The 16,340-nt window shown below is 65.2% G+C and carries 17 protein-coding genes; 9 read left to right on the top strand and 8 right to left on the bottom strand.

Annotated features, from left to right (window positions below; all coding sequences use genetic code 11):
• Positions 1 to 90: 90 nt before the first annotated feature.
• Positions 91 to 2,781, bottom strand: a complete 2,691-nt coding sequence (acnA, locus tag C7441_RS21795) for an aconitate hydratase AcnA (RefSeq protein ID WP_109614668.1) — start codon at positions 2,779 to 2,781, stop codon at positions 91 to 93.
• Between the two features lie 275 nt (positions 2,782 to 3,056).
• Between acnA and ccmA the strand changes: the two genes are divergently transcribed.
• The 7 genes from ccmA to C7441_RS21765 all read left to right on the top strand — a co-directional run bounded on the left by ccmA (position 3,057) and on the right by C7441_RS21765 (position 7,144).
• Complete coding sequence (ccmA, locus tag C7441_RS21790) at positions 3,057 to 3,665, top strand: heme ABC exporter ATP-binding protein CcmA (protein ID WP_109614667.1); 609 nt, start codon at positions 3,057 to 3,059, stop codon at positions 3,663 to 3,665.
• A gap of 115 nt (positions 3,666 to 3,780) precedes the next feature.
• Positions 3,781 to 4,446, top strand: a complete 666-nt coding sequence (gene ccmB / locus C7441_RS21785) for a heme exporter protein CcmB (RefSeq protein ID WP_019170771.1) — start codon at positions 3,781 to 3,783, stop codon at positions 4,444 to 4,446.
• Between the two features lie 125 nt (positions 4,447 to 4,571).
• Positions 4,572 to 5,030: a DUF411 domain-containing protein gene (locus tag C7441_RS21780; RefSeq protein ID WP_109614666.1), complete on the top strand. Its 459-nt coding sequence runs from the start codon at positions 4,572 to 4,574 to the stop codon at positions 5,028 to 5,030.
• A gap of 118 nt (positions 5,031 to 5,148) precedes the next feature.
• Positions 5,149 to 5,298: a hypothetical protein gene (locus C7441_RS24190; RefSeq protein WP_170125225.1), complete on the top strand. Its 150-nt coding sequence runs from the start codon at positions 5,149 to 5,151 to the stop codon at positions 5,296 to 5,298.
• A complete protein-coding gene (gene ccmD, locus C7441_RS21775; protein WP_109614665.1) occupies positions 5,295 to 5,465 on the top strand; it encodes a heme exporter protein CcmD in 171 nt (56 codons plus the stop codon). The genes C7441_RS24190 and ccmD overlap by 4 nt, the downstream gene beginning before the upstream one ends.
• Positions 5,462 to 6,046 (top strand): DsbE family thiol:disulfide interchange protein, encoded by a 585-nt coding sequence (locus C7441_RS21770; RefSeq protein WP_109614664.1) that lies wholly within the window; start codon positions 5,462 to 5,464, stop codon positions 6,044 to 6,046. The genes ccmD and C7441_RS21770 overlap by 4 nt, the downstream gene beginning before the upstream one ends.
• Positions 6,047 to 6,082: 36 nt before the next feature.
• Entirely contained in the window at positions 6,083 to 7,144 is a 1,062-nt protein-coding gene (locus C7441_RS21765; protein WP_109614663.1) for a DUF2332 domain-containing protein, read from the top strand.
• Positions 7,145 to 7,271: 127 nt separating this feature from the next.
• On the opposite strand, the gene C7441_RS24185 is transcribed toward C7441_RS21765, so the two are convergent.
• The 7 genes from C7441_RS24185 to C7441_RS21735 all read right to left on the bottom strand — a co-directional run bounded on the left by C7441_RS24185 (position 7,272) and on the right by C7441_RS21735 (position 13,961).
• Complete coding sequence (locus C7441_RS24185; protein ID WP_019170765.1) at positions 7,272 to 7,439, bottom strand: hypothetical protein; 168 nt, start codon at positions 7,437 to 7,439, stop codon at positions 7,272 to 7,274.
• Positions 7,440 to 7,608: 169 nt separating this feature from the next.
• Positions 7,609 to 8,256: a septation protein A gene (locus tag C7441_RS21760; RefSeq protein ID WP_109614697.1), complete on the bottom strand. Its 648-nt coding sequence runs from the start codon at positions 8,254 to 8,256 to the stop codon at positions 7,609 to 7,611.
• Positions 8,257 to 8,261: 5 nt separating this feature from the next.
• The gene (gene ftsY, locus C7441_RS21755; protein WP_109614662.1) at positions 8,262 to 10,040 is read right to left on the bottom strand and encodes a signal recognition particle-docking protein FtsY; all 1,779 of its coding nucleotides are present in this window, start codon (positions 10,038 to 10,040) and stop codon (positions 8,262 to 8,264) included.
• An 11-nt stretch (positions 10,041 to 10,051) separates the two neighbouring features.
• Complete coding sequence (gene mtaB, locus C7441_RS21750; protein WP_170125224.1) at positions 10,052 to 11,335, bottom strand: tRNA (N(6)-L-threonylcarbamoyladenosine(37)-C(2))-methylthiotransferase MtaB; 1,284 nt, start codon at positions 11,333 to 11,335, stop codon at positions 10,052 to 10,054.
• Positions 11,335 to 12,216, bottom strand: a complete 882-nt coding sequence (gene dapF / locus C7441_RS21745) for a diaminopimelate epimerase (protein ID WP_109614660.1) — start codon at positions 12,214 to 12,216, stop codon at positions 11,335 to 11,337. Before dapF ends, mtaB begins: the two co-directional genes overlap by 1 nt.
• Before the next feature lie 108 nt (positions 12,217 to 12,324).
• Complete coding sequence (locus tag C7441_RS21740; RefSeq protein ID WP_109614659.1) at positions 12,325 to 12,843, bottom strand: Dps family protein; 519 nt, start codon at positions 12,841 to 12,843, stop codon at positions 12,325 to 12,327.
• A 98-nt stretch (positions 12,844 to 12,941) separates the two neighbouring features.
• Positions 12,942 to 13,961: an MBL fold metallo-hydrolase gene (locus C7441_RS21735; RefSeq protein ID WP_109614658.1), complete on the bottom strand. Its 1,020-nt coding sequence runs from the start codon at positions 13,959 to 13,961 to the stop codon at positions 12,942 to 12,944.
• A 266-nt stretch (positions 13,962 to 14,227) separates the two neighbouring features.
• Between C7441_RS21735 and C7441_RS21730 the strand changes: the two genes are divergently transcribed.
• Positions 14,228 to 14,767 carry a protease inhibitor Inh/omp19 family protein gene (locus tag C7441_RS21730; RefSeq protein ID WP_026060110.1) on the top strand — a complete coding sequence of 180 codons (540 nt, stop codon included), beginning with the start codon at positions 14,228 to 14,230 and terminating at the stop codon, positions 14,765 to 14,767.
• Between the two features lie 196 nt (positions 14,768 to 14,963).
• A complete protein-coding gene (gene zapE, locus C7441_RS21720) occupies positions 14,964 to 16,169 on the top strand; it encodes a cell division protein ZapE (RefSeq protein ID WP_109614656.1) in 1,206 nt (401 codons plus the stop codon).
• Positions 16,170 to 16,340 lie beyond the last annotated feature (171 nt).

Raw genomic sequence — 16,340 nt, 5'->3', positions numbered from 1 at the left:
GCGCCCTTGTACCAAAGGCGGACAAGGCACGAAAAAGCCGCCGGAGCGTGGGCACCGGCGGCTTGTTTCACGTGTGCGGCGGCAGGCGGATCAGGCCGCGAGATCGCGCAGCACGTATTGCAGGATGCCGCCGTTCTTGTAGTAGTCGAGTTCGTCGACCGTATCGATGCGGCACAGGATCGGCACGTCCTTCACCGTACCGTCGGCGAAGGTGACTTTGGCGACCATCTTCTGGCGCGGACGGATGGTTTCCAGCCCGTCGATCGTCACGGTCTCGTCGCCCTTGAGGCCGAGCGAGGCCCAGGACGTGCCTTCCTCGAAGACGAAGGGGACGACGCCCATGCCGACCAGGTTCGAGCGGTGGATGCGCTCGAAGGACTGGGCGATCACCGCGCGCACGCCGAGCAGGTTGGTGCCCTTGGCAGCCCAGTCGCGCGAGGAGCCGTTGCCGTATTCGATGCCGGCGAAGATGACCAGCGGCACGCCTTCCTGGCGATACTGCATGGCCGCATCGTAGATCGGCATCTCTTCCTTGGACGGGTAGTGGATGGTGTAGCCGCCTTCGCGTCCGTTTTCGCCCAGCATGTGGTTGCGGATGCGGATATTGGCGAAGGTGCCGCGCATCATCACCTCATGGTTGCCGCGACGCGTGCCGTACTGGTTGAAGTCGGCAACCGCCACGCCATTGTCGGTGAGGTACTTGCCCGCGGGCGAAGCCGCCTTGATCGAACCGGCCGGCGAGATGTGGTCGGTGGTGATCTTGTCGCCGAACAGACCGAGCACGCGCGCGCCCTTGATATCGCTGACGGCGCCGGGCTTGATGCCCATGCCGACGAAATAGGGCGGGTTCTGCACATAGGTCGAGTTGTCGTCCCAGGTGTAGGTCTGGCCGCTCGGGGCCTGCACCTTCTGCCAGTTCTCGTCGCCCTTGAACACGTCGGCATATTTGCGGGCGAACAGCTCGCGCGTGACGTTTCTGGCGATGAACTCCTCGATTTCCTGGCTGGACGGCCAGATGTCCTTGAGGAACACCGGCTTGCCGTCCCTGTCCTCGCCGATCGGCTCGGTGGTGAGGTCCCTGGTGACGGTGCCGGCCAGCGCATAGGCGACCACCAGCGGCGGCGAGGCGAGGTAGTTGGCCTGCACGTCGGGCGACACGCGGCCTTCGAAGTTGCGGTTGCCCGAAAGCACCGCCGCGCCGATCAGGCCCTTGTCGTTGATGGTCCTGGAGATCGGCGCCGGCAGCGGGCCGGAATTGCCGATACAGGTGGTGCAGCCGAAGCCGACGAGGTTGAAGCCGATCTGGTCGAGCTCCGTCTGCAGGCCCGACTTCTCCAGATATTCGGCCACGACCTGCGAGCCGGGGGCCAGCGAGGTCTTCACCCACGGCTTCTGCTTGAGGCCGAGGCGGTTGGCGTTGCGGGCGAGAAGGCCGGCGCCGATCAGCACGCTCGGGTTCGAGGTGTTGGTGCAGGAGGTGATCGCCGCGATCACCACGTCGCCGTGGCCGAGGTCGAAATCGGCACCCTCGACGGCGTAGCGCTTGGCCACGTCGACGGTCTTCTTGTACTCGGTTTCCATCGCCGCGGCGAAGCCGGCCGGGATGGTTTCGAGTGCTGCGCGGCCTTCGGGGCGCTTCGGGCCGGCCATGGAGGGCACGACTTCGCCGAGGTCGAGTTCCAGCGTGTCGGTGAAGACCGGGTCGGCCGAATCGGCCGTGCGCCACATGCCTTGCGCCTTGCTGTATTCCTCGACCAGCGCGATGCGGTCTTCGGCGCGGCCCGACATGGTGAGATAGCGAACCGTTTCCGAATCGACCGGGAAGAAGCCGCAGGTCGCGCCATATTCCGGCGCCATGTTGCCGATGGTCGCCCGGTCGGCGAGCGTCATGTTGGAGAGGCCGGGGCCGAAGAACTCGACGAACTTGCCTACCACGCCCTTCTTGCGCAGCATCTGGGTGACGGTCAGCACCAGGTCGGTGGCGGTGACGCCTTCCTTCAGCTTGCCGGTGAGGCGGAAGCCGATGACTTCCGGCAGCAGCATGGAAACCGGCTGGCCGAGCATGGCCGCTTCGGCCTCGATGCCGCCCACGCCCCAGCCCAGAACGCCCAGGCCGTTGACCATGGTGGTGTGCGAATCGGTGCCCACGCAGGTGTCCGGATAGGCGGTCGTCACGCCGTCCTCGGTGTTGGTCCACACCGTCTGGGCGAGATATTCGAGATTGACCTGATGGCAGATGCCGGTGCCGGGCGGCACCACGCGGAAGTTGCGGAACGCCTGCTGGCCCCACTTCAGGAACTTGTAGCGCTCTTCGTTGCGCTCATATTCGAGCTCGACGTTGCGGGCGAAGGCGCGCGGCGTGCCGAACTCGTCGACGATCACCGAGTGGTCGATGACCAGATCGACGGGCACCAGCGGATTGATCTTCTCCGGGTCGCCGCCGAGGTTCCTGATGCCGTCGCGCATGGCCGCAAGGTCAACCACGGCCGGAACGCCGGTGAAGTCCTGCATCAGCACGCGGGCCGGGCGGTAGGCGATCTCGACGCCGGCGGTGCCCTTGTCGGTCAGCCAGGCGGCGATGGCCTGGATCGATTCCTTGGTGACGGAGCGGCCGTCCTCGTTGCGCAGGAGGTTTTCCAGCAGCACCTTCATCGAGTAGGGCAGCCGGGCAACGCCGGCGAGGCCGTTCTTCTCGGCTTCGGGCAGGCTGTAATACACATATTCCGCATCCCCTGCCTTGAGGGTTCTGCGGCAATTGAAACTGTCGAGTGATTTGGACACGTGCGATCCCTAACTGTCGGTTGCCGATGGGGGAAACGGACGCCAGTGCATGCAATCACGCGCAAAGGTGCGGGTACGGCCATTTCCGCTGTCCGCTTCCTGCGACCCGGCCGTTCAAGGCGGCGCGCGCGCTGGTTCGGCGCTAATTCTGATACCATGCCGACCGCTGGCGTGGTTGGCTGGCATATAGAGAATTTTTCAGAATAGTTCTAGAGCGATAAAGGCAAATTTGCTGCAACGCGATAACCACCCAGGACGTTTGCGAAAGGAACCCGATGCGGCTGTCCGCCGAAAATATCGAAGGCCGCCGTGGCGGGGAAACCATCTTCTCCGGCATCGGCTTCACGCTGGGAGCGGGCGAAGCACTGGTCGTCACCGGCCCGAACGGCGCGGGCAAATCCACGCTGCTGCGGGTGGTGGGGGGCCTTTTGCCGCATGCGGCGGGGCGGCTTTCGCTGGAAGGGGGCGGCGAGGAGTTTCCGTCCGTCGAATCAGCCTGTCACTATCTCGGCCCCGACAATGCGATGAAGACGGCGCTGACGGTTTCGGAAAATCTCGGCTTCTGGCAGTCCTTCTTCGGGCGACCGCAGGTTTCGGTCATGGAGGCGTTGGAAACGGTCGGGCTGGAAACGATCGGCCACCTTCCCTTCGGCTACCTGTCGACCGGCCAACGCCGGCGCGTGTCGATCGCCAAGCTGCTGGTCAGCCACCGGCCGGTCTGGCTGCTCGATGAGCCGACCTCGGGCCTCGACAAGCGGTCGGAAGCACATTTTTCGGAACTGATGCGCACCCATCTGGAAGAGGGCGGCATCATCGTCGCCGCCACCCACCTGCCGCTCGGGCTCGAGAGCGTGCAGGAGTTGCGCATGGAGGGACATCAGTGACGTTTTCACCACATGCCGACAGCGAGATGGCGCGTTCCTTTACACCAGAGGGGGGCAACGCAGGGTGCGTTCCTCGCGCAGCCGGGGCCTGCCACATTTCCGGAGAAATCGCCTGATGCTGGCCCTCTACATCCGCGATGTCAGGCTTGGCATCCGCGCTGGCGGCGGCGCGCTGGTCGGCGTGCTGTTCTTCCTCGCCGTCATCGCCACCATACCGTTTGGCGTCGGGCCGGATCTCAACCTGCTTGCCCGCATCGGCCCGGCCATCCTGTGGATCGGCGCGCTGCTCGCCTCGCTGCTCGGCCTCGACAGGCTGTTCCAGGCCGAGCGCGAGGACGGCTCGCTCGACCTCATCGTGCTCAACCACGACCGCCACATGCTGGCTGCCACCGTCTTCGTCAAATGCCTCGCGCACTGGACGGCCAGCGTGCTGCCGCTGGTGGTGGCGGCCCCGCTCTTCGGCCTGTTCATGAACATGGAGCCGATCGGCATCGGTGCTGCCGCGCTGACGCTGCTGGTCGGCACGCCGGCCATCACCTTTATCGGCGCGGCGGGTGCCGCCGTTGCGGTGGCGTTGCCGCGTGGCGGCCTGCTGGTTTCGGTGCTGGTGCTGCCGCTGGTGATCCCGGTGCTGATCTTCGGCGTTTCGGCAAGCTATGGCGCGGTGAATTCGCCGAATCCGTTCCTGCAACCCTTCCTCATCCTGTGCGCGCTGAGCCTGTTCCTCGCGGTGATCGGGCCCGTGGCCGCGGCCCTGGCGCTGCGCCATGGAACGGATTAAATCCCCGATCCGGTCCCCCGGCGGGCAGTGTGCGGCAATTTCACCCGGACGTGACCGCTGCAATGCCGGGCAGCGTCCGGTAGCATGGGCGACGCATTTCATGCCGTGACAAGGAGACCGCGACCATGACTTCCATCCGAAAAGCATTGCTGGCCGGCGCGCTGCTGCTTGGGTCGCCATTGGTTGCCGTGGCCGGGGAGGCGAACGGGACAGTCATGGTCTACAAGACGCCCTGGTGTGGCTGCTGCGAGCTGTGGGCGCAGGCCGTGGAAAAGGCCGGCTACGAGGTCAAGTCGATGGATCTGGAGGATCTGTCGCAGGTCAGGAAGATGGCTGGCGTGCCTGCGGGCATGGAAGGCTGCCATGTCGCGGCGATAGACGGTTATTTCCTCGAAGGTCATGTGCCGCTCGAGGCCATGGGCAAGCTGCTCTCCGAAAAGCCGGACATCGCCGGCATCGCGGTTCCCGGCATGCCGGAGGGATCGCTCGGAATGGGGAACGACCCCAGGGCGGTCTATGACGTCTACGCCGTGTCGCGCGACCAGTCGGTCAAGCCATCCGTCTACTATCGCGCGGGCGGATGAGTGCTGGCGGTCACGATCCGTTCATCGTCGGTCCCCGATCGCGCGGATCGATTGCACGACCGCATGGACGCGGTTAGACCGTGATGCTGAAAAGCGTGAAGCGGTTTCGGACGACATCATGGTCTATCTGATTGATTTTGCCGCATGTGTGCGACGCCAAGTGATTTCACTTGGCTGCGACATGCTATATGTAACGGCCATGAAACAGGCGACTTTCCACCGCATGACGGATACCGGCTTTGCCGCGCCGCGCAGGAGATTTTCATGACCGTTCATGCGCTTTACGTTCTGGCTGCCTACAGCGTGTCGGCGCTGGTGCTTGCCGCGCTCGTGGGGTGGATTCTGCTCGACCAGCGCGCACGCCGGCGCGAGCTGGCCGAACTGGAAGCCAGCGGCGCGCGCCGCCGCTCCGACCGCAGGGGGGCTGCCGCATGAGCGTCGAAACCCAGGAGCCGAAGCCGCCCCGCCGCCGGCTTCTCCTTTTGTTGCCGCTGGTGATCTTTCTGGTGCTGGCCGGCATTTTCCTGACGCAGCTCATGTCAGGTCGCGACGTTTCGGCCATTCCCTCGGCTCTCATCGGCCATACGGCGCCGGAAACGAAGCTGCCGCCGCTGGAAGGCATTTCGCTGCCGGGCATCGATTCGGCGAATTTTGCCGGCAAGGTCACGCTGGTCAACGTGTTCGCTTCCTGGTGCGCGCCGTGCCGCGAGGAACATCCCGTCTTCATGGCGCTGTCGCAGGACAAGCGCTTCGACATCGTCGGGCTGAACTACAAGGACAAGCCCGAAAACGCCCGCCGCTTCCTCGGCGATCTCGGCAATCCCTACCACGCCGTCGGCGTTGACGAGAACGGCCGCGCCGCGATCGACTGGGGCGTCTACGGCGTGCCGGAAACCTTCGTCATCGGCCGCGACGGCAAGATCGCCTACAAGCATGTCGGCCCGCTCTCGCCGGAATCGGCGCGCAGCGTGCTGCTGCCGGAAGTGGAAAAGGCGCTCGCGGCTCCGACCTCATAGCCCCGAAAAATACCAGCCGAATCCCGGAGCATTGCAATGAGCGAATTTTTCCTCTCCGACGATGCTCCGGCCGTCCGCGCCCATTTCGAGGCGCAGGCGAAGGCCTGCGACACGCTCGGCTCGTCCTTCACCGCAAGGCTGTGCCGCGCCCTTGCCAGGTTGCTTGACCGCGCGACCGGGACGGGCCGCCGCATACTCGACTGGCAGGGCGATCCGCGCGACGACGCCTTGGCGCTGCGCCTGTGCGGCGGCCTGCACGCACTCGTCCTGTCCGGTTCCGACCGCCGCCTCGCGAACATCTATCCGCCAAACCGGATCGACGACGAAACTCTTCGCGCCATCCTTGCCGATGCCATCGCCCGCCATGACGCCGTGCTGCTTGCGGCTCTCGTCAATGCGCCGCAGACCAATGAGATCGCGCGGTCGGGCATGCTGCTTCCAGGTTTTCTGACGGTCGCGCGCGAAACCGGCCTGCCGCTGGCGCTGCACGAGATCGGCTCAAGCGCTGCGCTCAACCTGCTGTTCGATCGCTTCCACTATCGCTATGGGGAGGCTGAATGGGGTGACGCAGGTTCGCCGGTGCGGCTTGCGCCGGAACTGCGCGGCAAGCTGCCGAAGCTGGACGGCGATCTGGTCGTGACCGGCCGCCATGGCTGCGACATCGCCCCGGTCGATATCGGCAATCCGGCCGACAGGCTGCGCCTGCGCTCCTACATCTGGGCGGATCAGGCATTGCGGCTCGAAAGGCTCGATGCCGCAATCGGGCTGGCGGCAGGCGTGCCTTTCTCGCTGGAGCAGGTCGACGCCGCCGGGTTCGTGCGCACGCGTCTGGCGTCACGCCAGCCCGGCGCGGCCTTCGTGCTGTTTCATTCGATCATGTGGCAATATATGCCGCAGACGACGCGTGCGGACATTTCCGGGGTGCTCGAAATGGCCGGACGGAATGCGACGGCCGATGCGCCTATCGCCTGGCTGCGCATGGAGCCGCTCGCCACCAGCGATCCTCATGCAACCCTCAGCCTGACTCTGTGGCCTGATGGCGAGACGCGGCATCTCGCCAGATGCGACTATCACGGCCGCTGGATCGACTGGTTGTGAGCTTTCCGCAACAGAAAAGGAGCGCCGCGCCATCGCGCAACGCTCCATTCGGATAATTTCCGGCAACTCCCATTTGCCCGGAAAACGCGGACTGCCTGTCGGCAGCGTCGCATGGGGCAAAAGCGGCTCAGCCGTAGATTTCGCGGTAGGCGTGATAGAGCATTTCGCTGCGGTTGCCGTTGAAGTCGGCAAGATCGCGCGGGCTCAGGCTCTCGATTTCGGCGACAAGCGCATTGTAGCGGCGGCGCTTGGCAATGCGGTCGCGGGCGGTGGTGATGACGTTTGAAAAGATCATGGCAAGTTCTCCTTCTGGGCCGCCGCATTCCGTCGGCGGTTCGGCTCCTCCCAGATGACGGTAAGGAGTTTGCCAGAGTTATGCTGCAATGCAACATTCATTGCCGCAATGCAGCAATGCGGAGATCGCATGCCGGGTTAACGGTCCCGACGCGCCTTGCCTGTGTCGATTATTTCTTGAACCTGTCGTCCAGCGAATGCCGCATGATCAGCGGCATCTGGCTGAAGGTGAAGACCAGCGTGATGGGCATGATGCCCCACACCTTGAACGCCACCCAGGCGTCGGTGGAGAAATTGCGCCACACCACCTCATTGGCCACGGCCAGGAACAGGAAGAAAAGTCCCCAGCGCAGGGTGAGCACTTTCCAGCCTTCCTCATCGAGCCGGAAGGCGCTGTCGAAGACATAGCCCAGCAGCGACTTGCCAAACAGCAGCCCGCCCAGCAGCACGGCGCCGAACAGCGTGTTGACGATGGTCGGCTTCATCTTGATGAAGACATCGTCCTGCAGCCACAGTGTCAGCGCCCCGAAGATGAAGACGACGACGCCCGACACCAGCGGCATGATCGGCAGCGAGCGCATCAGCACCCAGGAGATGATGAGCGCAACCGCCGTCGCAATCATGAACAGGCCGGTCGCCACGAAGATCGGCCCGCCGAAATCGCCGAGGATGGGGAATTGTTCCACCAGCCACGCGCCGCGCGCATTGGCGAAGAAGAAGACCAGCAGCGGCCCCAACTCCAGCACCAGCTTGAGCAGCGGGTTCACTTCCTTCTTCTTCGGGTCCGACGGGTCGCGTTCGAGGATCGGTTCGTTCATGATGTTCAAGCTACCCCTGCGATCGCCTTGGCGAAATCGCCGGCGGAAAACGGTTCGAGATCGTCCACCTGCTCGCCGACGCCGATGAAATAGACCGGCAGGCGGTATTTGGCGGCGATCGCTACCAGGATGCCGCCGCGCGCGGTGCCGTCGAGCTTGGTCATCACCAGCCCGTTGACGCCCGCGACATTGCGGAAAATCTCGACCTGGTTGAGAGCGTTCTGGCCGGTGGTGGCATCGACCGTCTGCAGCACGGTGTGCGGCGCTTCCGGATCGAGCTTGCCCAGCACGCGCACGATCTTCTCCAGCTCGGCCATCAGCTCGGCCTTGTTCTGCAGCCGGCCGGCGGTGTCGATGATGAGCACGTCGGAGCCGGCCGCCTTGGCCTTTTCGAAGGCGTCATAGGCGAGGCCCGCCGCGTCCGCGCCGAGCTTGGAGGACACGACCGGCGAGCCGGTGCGCTCGCCCCAGATCCTGAGCTGTTCGATGGCGGCCGCACGGAACGTGTCGCCCGCCGCCAGCATCACCGACAGCCCGCCCTCGGTGAGCTTGGCGGCCAGCTTGCCGATGGTCGTGGTCTTGCCGGTGCCGTTGACGCCGACGACGAGGATGACATGCGGCTTGTGCGACAGGTCGAGCTCCAGCGGCATCGCCACCGGGGTCAGCACCTTCTCCACCTCGGTCGCCATGATGGCGCGCACTTCCGTGTCGGACACATCCTTGCCGTAGCGGCTGGCCGACAGCGTATCGGTGATGCGGATGGCGGTTTCCATGCCCAGATCGGCGCGGATCAGCACATCCTCCAGCTCCTCCAGCGTATCCTCGTCCAGCTTGCGCTTGGTGAAGACGCCGGCAATCGAGCCGGAAAGCTCCTTCGAGGAACGCGACAGCCCCTGCCGCAGACGCTGGAACCAGCTCGGCCTCGGCTCGGGTGCTGCCTGCGGCGCGACGGGCTCGGCCTTCTGCTCGACCTTTTTGGAAACAGTGACCTTGCCGGGGGCGGGCGCCACGACCTCCTCTTCCCGCTCGAGGGCGAGATGGTCCGAAGGATCAGAGGGGGTTTTTTCCACCACCGCCGGCACTTCCGGCGCAACCGGCGCTTCCGCAACAACAGGCGCTTCGGCGGTAGCGTTCGCGTCTGCCGCGTCCGGCGATCCGGCGAGCCCATCCCGGTCGATTGCCTTGACCGGCTCCTGCCTCAAGGGGGAGGGGGACGTCGGCGCGGTCTCCTGCGGTGGCTCGGGAACCTCGACAGGCTCGGCCGGCACTTCCTGCGGCTGGGCAGGCACGGGGATTTCGGCCGGTGGCGCGACCGGCGTTTCTTCCGGCTCGGTTGGAACCTCGCCGGGCGTCACCGGAATTTCGGGTTCGGATGGAGCAGGCTCCACCGGCTCCGGCTCCACGGGTGTGGGCGCGGGCGCAGGCTCTTCCGGGACGAACTCGGGTTCCGGGGAGGGGGAAACCGGCTCGACCTCTTCTGCCCCGTCTAGGGGGAGATGGTCCGAAGGACCAGAGGGAGTTTCTTCCACCGCCGCCGGCGCTTCCGCAACCACCGGCGCCTCGGCGACAGCGTTCACTTCGGTCGCGTCAGACGATCGGGCAACCTCATCCCGATCGACTGCATCGATGCCCCCTTCCTTCGAGGGGGATGGAGCGGCCGGCGCCTCGGTCTCGGGCTGCGGCTGCTCGAGGGACGGCGTTACCGCTGCTTCCGCCTCGGGGGGCGTCTCCCGCACTTCCTTCTTGCCGAAGGAAAAGACTTTCTTGATGAAGCCGAATGCCATGCTGTCTCTTCTCAGGCGGCGGCCATGGCGGTGGGCGCGGCGATCAGCCGGGCGCCGTCCTGACCGGTAATGGTGGCGGCGAGGATGCTGCCGGGCGCGCCGCCTTCAATGGCGGCGAGCGTGAACCCCTCGGTGCGGCCAAGCCCGTCGCGCTCGACCAGGATCGACTGGCGGGTGCCCACCAGCTGTTCCAGATGCCGGCGATAGGCCGCCTCGCCGGCGGCGCGCAGGCGCGCGGCGCGTTCCTTGATGGCGCGGCCGTCGACCTGCGGCATGCGCGCCGCAGGCGTCCCCTCGCGCGGGGAAAACGGAAAGACGTGCAGATGCGTCAGCCCGCATTCCTCGACGATGTTCAGCGAGTTCTCGAACATCGCCTCGGTCTCGGTCGGGAAGCCGGCGATGATGTCGGCGCCGAAGACGATGTCGGGGCGCATGCGGCGCACCTCCTCGCAGAAGCGGATGGAATCGTCGCGCAGATGGCGTCGCTTCATGCGCTTCAGGATCATGTCGTCGCCCGCCTGCAGCGAAAGATGCAGATGCGGCATCAGCCGCGTCTCGGTGGCGATGGCCTCCATGAGTTCGTCGTCGGCCTCGATGGAATCGATGGACGATAGCCGCAGTCGCTTCACGTCCGGCACCTGGCGCAGAATGGTCTTCACCAGCCTGCCGAGCTTGGGCGCGCCGGGCAGGTCGGCGCCATAGCTGGTCATGTCGACGCCGCTCAGCACCACCTCGGCATAGCCGTTGCCGGCCAGCCGCTTGACCTGCTCCACCACCGCGCCCATCGGCACCGAGCGGGAATTGCCGCGCCCGTAGGGGATGATGCAGAAGGTGCAGCGATGGTCGCAACCGTTCTGCACCTGCACGAAGGCGCGCGCGCGGCCCTCGATGGCATCGACCAGATGACCGGCCGTCTCGCGCACGGAAAAGATATCGTTGACGCGCGCTTTTTCGGTGTCGTTGACGCCGAAATCGGGCAGCGCGCGATAGTTGTGCGCCTTCAGCTTCTCCTCGTTGCCGAGCACGAGGTCGACCTCGCCCATGGCGACGAAGGCGTCCGGATCGGTCTGGGCGGCGCAGCCGGTGACGATGATGCGCGCATCGGGGTTTTCACGCCGCGCCTTGCGGATCGACTGCTTGGCCTGGCGCACGGCCTCGGCGGTTACGGCGCAGGTGTTGAAGATCACCGCGCCGTTCTTCAGCGCGCCGAGCCCGGCGGCTTCCGCCTCGCGGCGCATCACTTCCGACTCATAGGTGTTGAGCCGGCAGCCGAAGGTGATGATGTCGATACCCATCAGGCGACGTCCTGCGTGTCGCGCTGCCATGCACCGGTGGCGGGGTCGAAGCTGCCGGAAAATTCCCATTCGGCCGGGCCGGTCATGACGACATGGTCGTCGTCGCGCCATTCGATCACCAGCGGGCCGCCGGGAACGGTGACGGTGACCTTGCGGTCGGTGCGACGCGTGCGCGCCCCGCACACGGCGGCAGCGCAGGCGGCCGTGCCGCAGGCGCGCGTCAGCCCCGCGCCGCGCTCCCATGTGCGCAGCGTGATGGCGTCGCGCGCGGTGACCTGGGCGATGGAGATGTTGGCGCGCTCGGGAAAGACCGGATGGTTTTCCAGCAGCGGCCCGAAACGTTCCAGCTCGTAGGACCAGACGTCTCGGTCCACCCAGAAGATGGCGTGCGGATTGCCCATCGAGGCGACGGATGGCGAGTGCAGCACCGGCGCGTCGATCGGACCGACCTGCAGCTCGATCATGCGGGTGTCGCGAAACTCCTCGGCAAGCGGAATGTCGCGCCAGCCGAAGCGCGGCACGCCCATGTCCACCGAAATCAGCCCGTCGGCATGTTCCTCGGCATTGAGGATGCCGGCGACGGTCTCGAAGGTGAACACCTTCTGCCCGGTCTCGGCGGCCAGCGCCTGCACCACGCAGCGCGTGCCGTTGCCGCAGGCCTGCGCCTGGGTGCCGTCGGAATTGATGATCTCGATATAGTTGATCGTGCCGGCGGTGCGCGGGTCGTGGATGGCCATGATCTGGTCGAACTTCGTCGCCGCATCGGCATTGAGCGCGATCGCGGCCGCCGGCGTCACGCGATCCGCGCGGCCACGCATGTCGGCAACGATGATCTCGTTGCCGAGCCCGTTCATCCTGGCAAAGGGCGCTGTCCTGTTCATTGCGGCCCTATATGGCGGAAACGACGGTGAATTACCAGTAGAGAAGGGCTCTGGCAGGCGCGCCGCCCCTGCCCTTTGCATCAAAAATCCGTCAGTCTCGCCGGCAGGTCAGTTCTTGCGCGTCGCCTCGAACAGGAACCAGGCGCGGCGCTCGGCCTCGTCGATATAGTTTTCCAGCACGCTTGCGGTGGCGACGTCATTGGCCTCGTCGCAGGTGTCGTGCACCTCGCGCATGGCGGCGATCAGTTGCTCGTTGTCCTCGCGCAACTCGCTCAGCATGTCTTCCGGGGTGACGAAATCGGCATCGTTGTCCTGGATGCGCTGCAGCCGGGCGATGTGGCCGATGGAGTGCAGCGTGGTGCCGCCCAGCTTGCGGGCGCGCTCGGCCAGCATGTCGGTCATCCCGAATATCTGCTCGCTGTGTTCGTCCAGCATGAGGTGATAGTCGCGGAAATGCGGGCCGCTCATGTGCCAGTGGAAATTCTTGGTCTTCATGTAGAGTGCAAAAACATCGGCCAGAAGCGTGTTGAGCGCGGCCGTGACGTCGCGGCGCGCATTGTCGCCAAGCCCGGTCGGCGTGGTGAGGGGGGATTTGCGATGAGCCCTGGCGGTGCTGGTATCGGACATATTGGGACTCCCTCTAACGGTTTTGCGTTGCCTTCCTGAAATGCAGACCGCCGGACTCCGTTCCCGAATGCGCGATTTTCACGCAGCCGACGCCGCTTTCACCCCTCCGCGGTTTCTGGAATGTCCCATACCTCCCCCGCACGCATGGCGCGAAAGCGCTCGCGCGGCACGCCGCGCCGGTCGAGCGCTTCCTGCAGTTTCTCGCGCGGTTCCTCGATCGGCTCGTCGGTGAGGCGGAACGTGCCCCAGTGGCAACCGGCGGCGAAGGCGGCGTTGCACAGCTTCATGCCGCGCACCGCCTCGTCCGGGTTCTGGTGGTGCGGCTCCATGAACCAGCGTGGCTCATAGGCGCCGATGGGCAGTATGGCGAGGCGGAAGCCGCCATGCTTTTGCGCCAGCCGCCGGTAGATGATGCCGTCGTGAAAGCCGGTGTCACCGGCGAAATAGATCTTGCCGGAGGGCGTATCGATGACGAAGCCCGCCCACAGCGCCATGCGCCGGTCTTTCGTGCCGCGCGCCGACCAGTGGTGGGCCGGCTCGATGTGAACGGTGAGTTCGTCGAGCTCGAAGCGGTCGTCCCAGTCGCCGGTCATCATCCGCATCCCGGGCACGCCGGCGCGCACCACCGCATCATTGCCGAGCGGCGTGACGAGCAGCGGGTCATGCACGGCCTGCAGCCGCTTCAGCGTGGCGATGTCGAGATGGTCGTAATGATTGTGGCTGAGCAGCACGATCCCGATCGGCGGCAGGTCATCGAAGGCGATGCCCGGCGCGTTGACCCGCTTCGGCCCCGCGAAGGAGAACGGCGAGACGCGCTGCGACCACACCGGATCGGTGAGGATGTTCACGCCCGCCACCTGCACCAGCAGCGAGGCATGCCCCACCATCGTGACCCTGAGATTGTGATCGCGGACGGCCGGCTCGGGAACCGCATGCGCAAACGGGCTCGGCCAGGCGGCGGGCCATTTGGCGCGGTGGCCGCCGCCGAACTGCCATTTCAGCAGGCCTTTCAGCGTGGCCGGCGGCTTGCCGTTCGGGTTGAAGAAAATGCGCCCGTCGAAATGGTCGCTCACAGGGCCGTGGTAGTATGGATTGGCGGATTTCGGCTTTCTCGCCATGCAAGCTCCTGCGTGTGGTCGCGACAGCGGCAGGATAATGGCCGGGCCGCGCCGCGCAAGCCGGAGGCTTCGTGCCGGGCAGCGTAGAAGGGAGCGCGGCCCGTGAACAGGGCGTGCGGCAGTCGGTCATTTGCGGCATTTCTGCAACAATCTCGGGTCGCGAAACCCTATGTTAATCATGACTGGTTGAAATTTGACCGATACTGCCCTGTTTGTGGCGCAATGTTTTGATCGGCAGAACAACGGTTCCGATGGAGGGATGCCAGATGAGTTTTTCGAGAGCGGGCCTGTTGGCGGTTTCGTTGGCGGCATTGGTGGCAGCTGGCTGCCAGAGTTCACGAATGTCGTCTTTCGACAGCCAGCCCGCGCCGTTGACGCCCGCGCCGACGGGGCAGGTCACCACGGGCCAGTTGCCGCCGCCGGTGGCTCCCGGTTCGACCGACGCCTCGCAATTCCCCGCCGCGCCGGGCACTGAAACGCAGGTGGCGGCGCTGCCGCCGAGTTCAGGCCCCGCCGCCGGCGCTCCAGACCTCACCGCCGGCAGTGTCGCGGGCGTCTGGAACGTCAACATCTCCGGCCAGAGCTGCCGCGTGGCCACGCCGCAGACCAAGTTCGGCCAGGGCTACCGCGCCGGCCCGCTGCGCTGCCCGGCTCCCGTGGACGGCGTGAAGTCGTGGAACGTTGCCGGAAAGCAGCTTACGCTCTATGACGAGAACGGCGGCACGCTCGCCCGGCTCTACTCCTCCGGCCCTGAAAAGTTCGACGGACAGACCGAAAGCGGCCTGCCGATCTCGCTCAGCCGCTGACAGCGGCGGGTTATTTCACAGGTTCGGCCTGCCGCCGAGGCAGGCCGCGAGAGCATGTTGCAGTCAAGTGGAATTACTTGGCGTTGCACGCATGCGGCAAGATCAATTAGACAGACCATGATGCCGTCCGAAAACCGCTTCACACTTTTCGGCATCATGGTCTACGGTGTGGCGGATTTTTTCAGAGACATGACCGATGCATGTGCGTGACGGCCTCCAGACGCGTGTAACGGTCAGGCAGCGTTACGACCATCTTGTCGAAACCGGTGCGATCGCGCGCGACCCCGCGCAGGAAGAGATCGTCGGCGCCCTCGACCATCTCATCGACGAAATCGCCGAGAAGCGGCTGGCCAAGAAGTCCAGCGCGCTGGGCTGGCTGTTCGGCAAGAAGCGCGAGAAGAAGGCGCCGGTCAAGGGTCTCTACATCCATGGCGATGTCGGCCGCGGCAAGACCATGCTGATGGACATGTTCTTCGAGCTGGTGCCGGTCAGGCGCAAGCGGCGCATGCATTTCAACGACTTCATGGCCGATGCGCAGGACCGCATCCAGAAGCACAGGCTGGCGCGCAAGAACGGCGAGACGAAGGAAGACGATCCGATCCCGCCGGTCGCCGCCACCCTTGCCGAAGAAGCCTGGGTGCTGTGCTTCGACGAATTCACCGTCACCGACATCGCCGACGCGATGATCCTGTCGCGGCTGTTTTCCGCGCTCTTCGCCAATGGCGTTGTGCTGGTCGCCACCTCCAACGTCGCCCCCGACAATCTCTATCGTGACGGCCTCAACCGCGCGCTGTTCCTGCCCTTCATCGATGTGCTGAAGCACCATGCGCAGGTGCTCGACCTCGATGCCGACACCGACTACCGGCTGCAGAAGCTCAACCGCGTGCCCGTCTATGTGACGCCGCTCGGACTGTCGGCCGACCGCCAGATGGACGAGGCCTGGCAGGCGATGACGCATGGCCGGCCGGCCGTACCGGCCGCGGTGACGGTCAAGGGCCGTCGCATAATCGTGCCGCTGGCGACGGAAGACGCCGCGCGCTTCACCTTCGCCGACCTGTGCGCGCAGCCGCATGGCGCGCGCGACTATCTGGCGATCGCCGGGCGCTACGCCACGGTGTTCATCGACCATGTGCCGGTGCTGGACGAGACCAGGCGCAACGAGACCAAGCGCCTGATCCTGCTGGTCGATACGCTCTACGATCATCACATCCGTACGGTGATCAGCGCCGAAGCGCCGCCGCAGGCGCTCTATGCCGGCAAGCCCGGCAGCACCGAGGCGTTCGAGTTCGACCGCACCGTCTCGCGTCTCATCGAAATGCAGAGCCGCGACTGGCTTGACGGCTGGGCCGCCCGGCACGCCCGGCCGGAAGCATCGGAAACCGGCAAAACAATGACCGCCTGAAGGTCTTTTCGCCCTGAAATTTTGACGTTTACGTAAATCCCATTGTTTCTAAACGATTGAAATATTTGGGCTCGAAATAATCGGTTGAATTTTTACTGGTACGAGGCTATCTCACCGGCGGAATTCTGGCTGCATACGCCTGTCCAGTCTGGCCTAAAAGCTTCCTCCGCG

It is taken from the genome of Pseudaminobacter salicylatoxidans (assembly GCF_003148475.1).
Lineage (GTDB): Bacteria > Pseudomonadota > Alphaproteobacteria > Rhizobiales > Rhizobiaceae > Pseudaminobacter > Pseudaminobacter salicylatoxidans.
This window is presented reverse-complemented; position numbering and strand designations above follow the sequence as displayed.

Coding starts and splice junctions, on each gene's coding strand:
- ccmD (WP_109614665.1), top strand. CDS start 5,295: ATGACCGTTCATGCGCTTTACGTTCTGGCTGCCTACAGCGTGTCGGCG.
- C7441_RS21770 (WP_109614664.1), top strand. CDS start 5,462: ATGAGCGTCGAAACCCAGGAGCCGAAGCCGCCCCGCCGCCGGCTTCTC.
- dapF (WP_109614660.1), bottom strand. CDS start 12,216: ATGAACAGGACAGCGCCCTTTGCCAGGATGAACGGGCTCGGCAACGAG.
- C7441_RS24185 (WP_019170765.1), bottom strand. CDS start 7,439: ATGATCTTTTCAAACGTCATCACCACCGCCCGCGACCGCATTGCCAAG.
- ftsY (WP_109614662.1), bottom strand. CDS start 10,040: ATGGCATTCGGCTTCATCAAGAAAGTCTTTTCCTTCGGCAAGAAGGAA.
- C7441_RS21780 (WP_109614666.1), top strand. CDS start 4,572: ATGACTTCCATCCGAAAAGCATTGCTGGCCGGCGCGCTGCTGCTTGGG.
- zapE (WP_109614656.1), top strand. CDS start 14,964: ATGCATGTGCGTGACGGCCTCCAGACGCGTGTAACGGTCAGGCAGCGT.
- ccmB (WP_019170771.1), top strand. CDS start 3,781: ATGCTGGCCCTCTACATCCGCGATGTCAGGCTTGGCATCCGCGCTGGC.
- C7441_RS21740 (WP_109614659.1), bottom strand. CDS start 12,843: ATGTCCGATACCAGCACCGCCAGGGCTCATCGCAAATCCCCCCTCACC.
- C7441_RS21735 (WP_109614658.1), bottom strand. CDS start 13,961: ATGGCGAGAAAGCCGAAATCCGCCAATCCATACTACCACGGCCCTGTG.
- ccmA (WP_109614667.1), top strand. CDS start 3,057: ATGCGGCTGTCCGCCGAAAATATCGAAGGCCGCCGTGGCGGGGAAACC.
- C7441_RS21760 (WP_109614697.1), bottom strand. CDS start 8,256: ATGAACGAACCGATCCTCGAACGCGACCCGTCGGACCCGAAGAAGAAG.
- C7441_RS21765 (WP_109614663.1), top strand. CDS start 6,083: ATGAGCGAATTTTTCCTCTCCGACGATGCTCCGGCCGTCCGCGCCCAT.
- C7441_RS21730 (WP_026060110.1), top strand. CDS start 14,228: ATGAGTTTTTCGAGAGCGGGCCTGTTGGCGGTTTCGTTGGCGGCATTG.
- mtaB (WP_170125224.1), bottom strand. CDS start 11,335: ATGGGTATCGACATCATCACCTTCGGCTGCCGGCTCAACACCTATGAG.
- C7441_RS24190 (WP_170125225.1), top strand. CDS start 5,149: ATGGTCTATCTGATTGATTTTGCCGCATGTGTGCGACGCCAAGTGATT.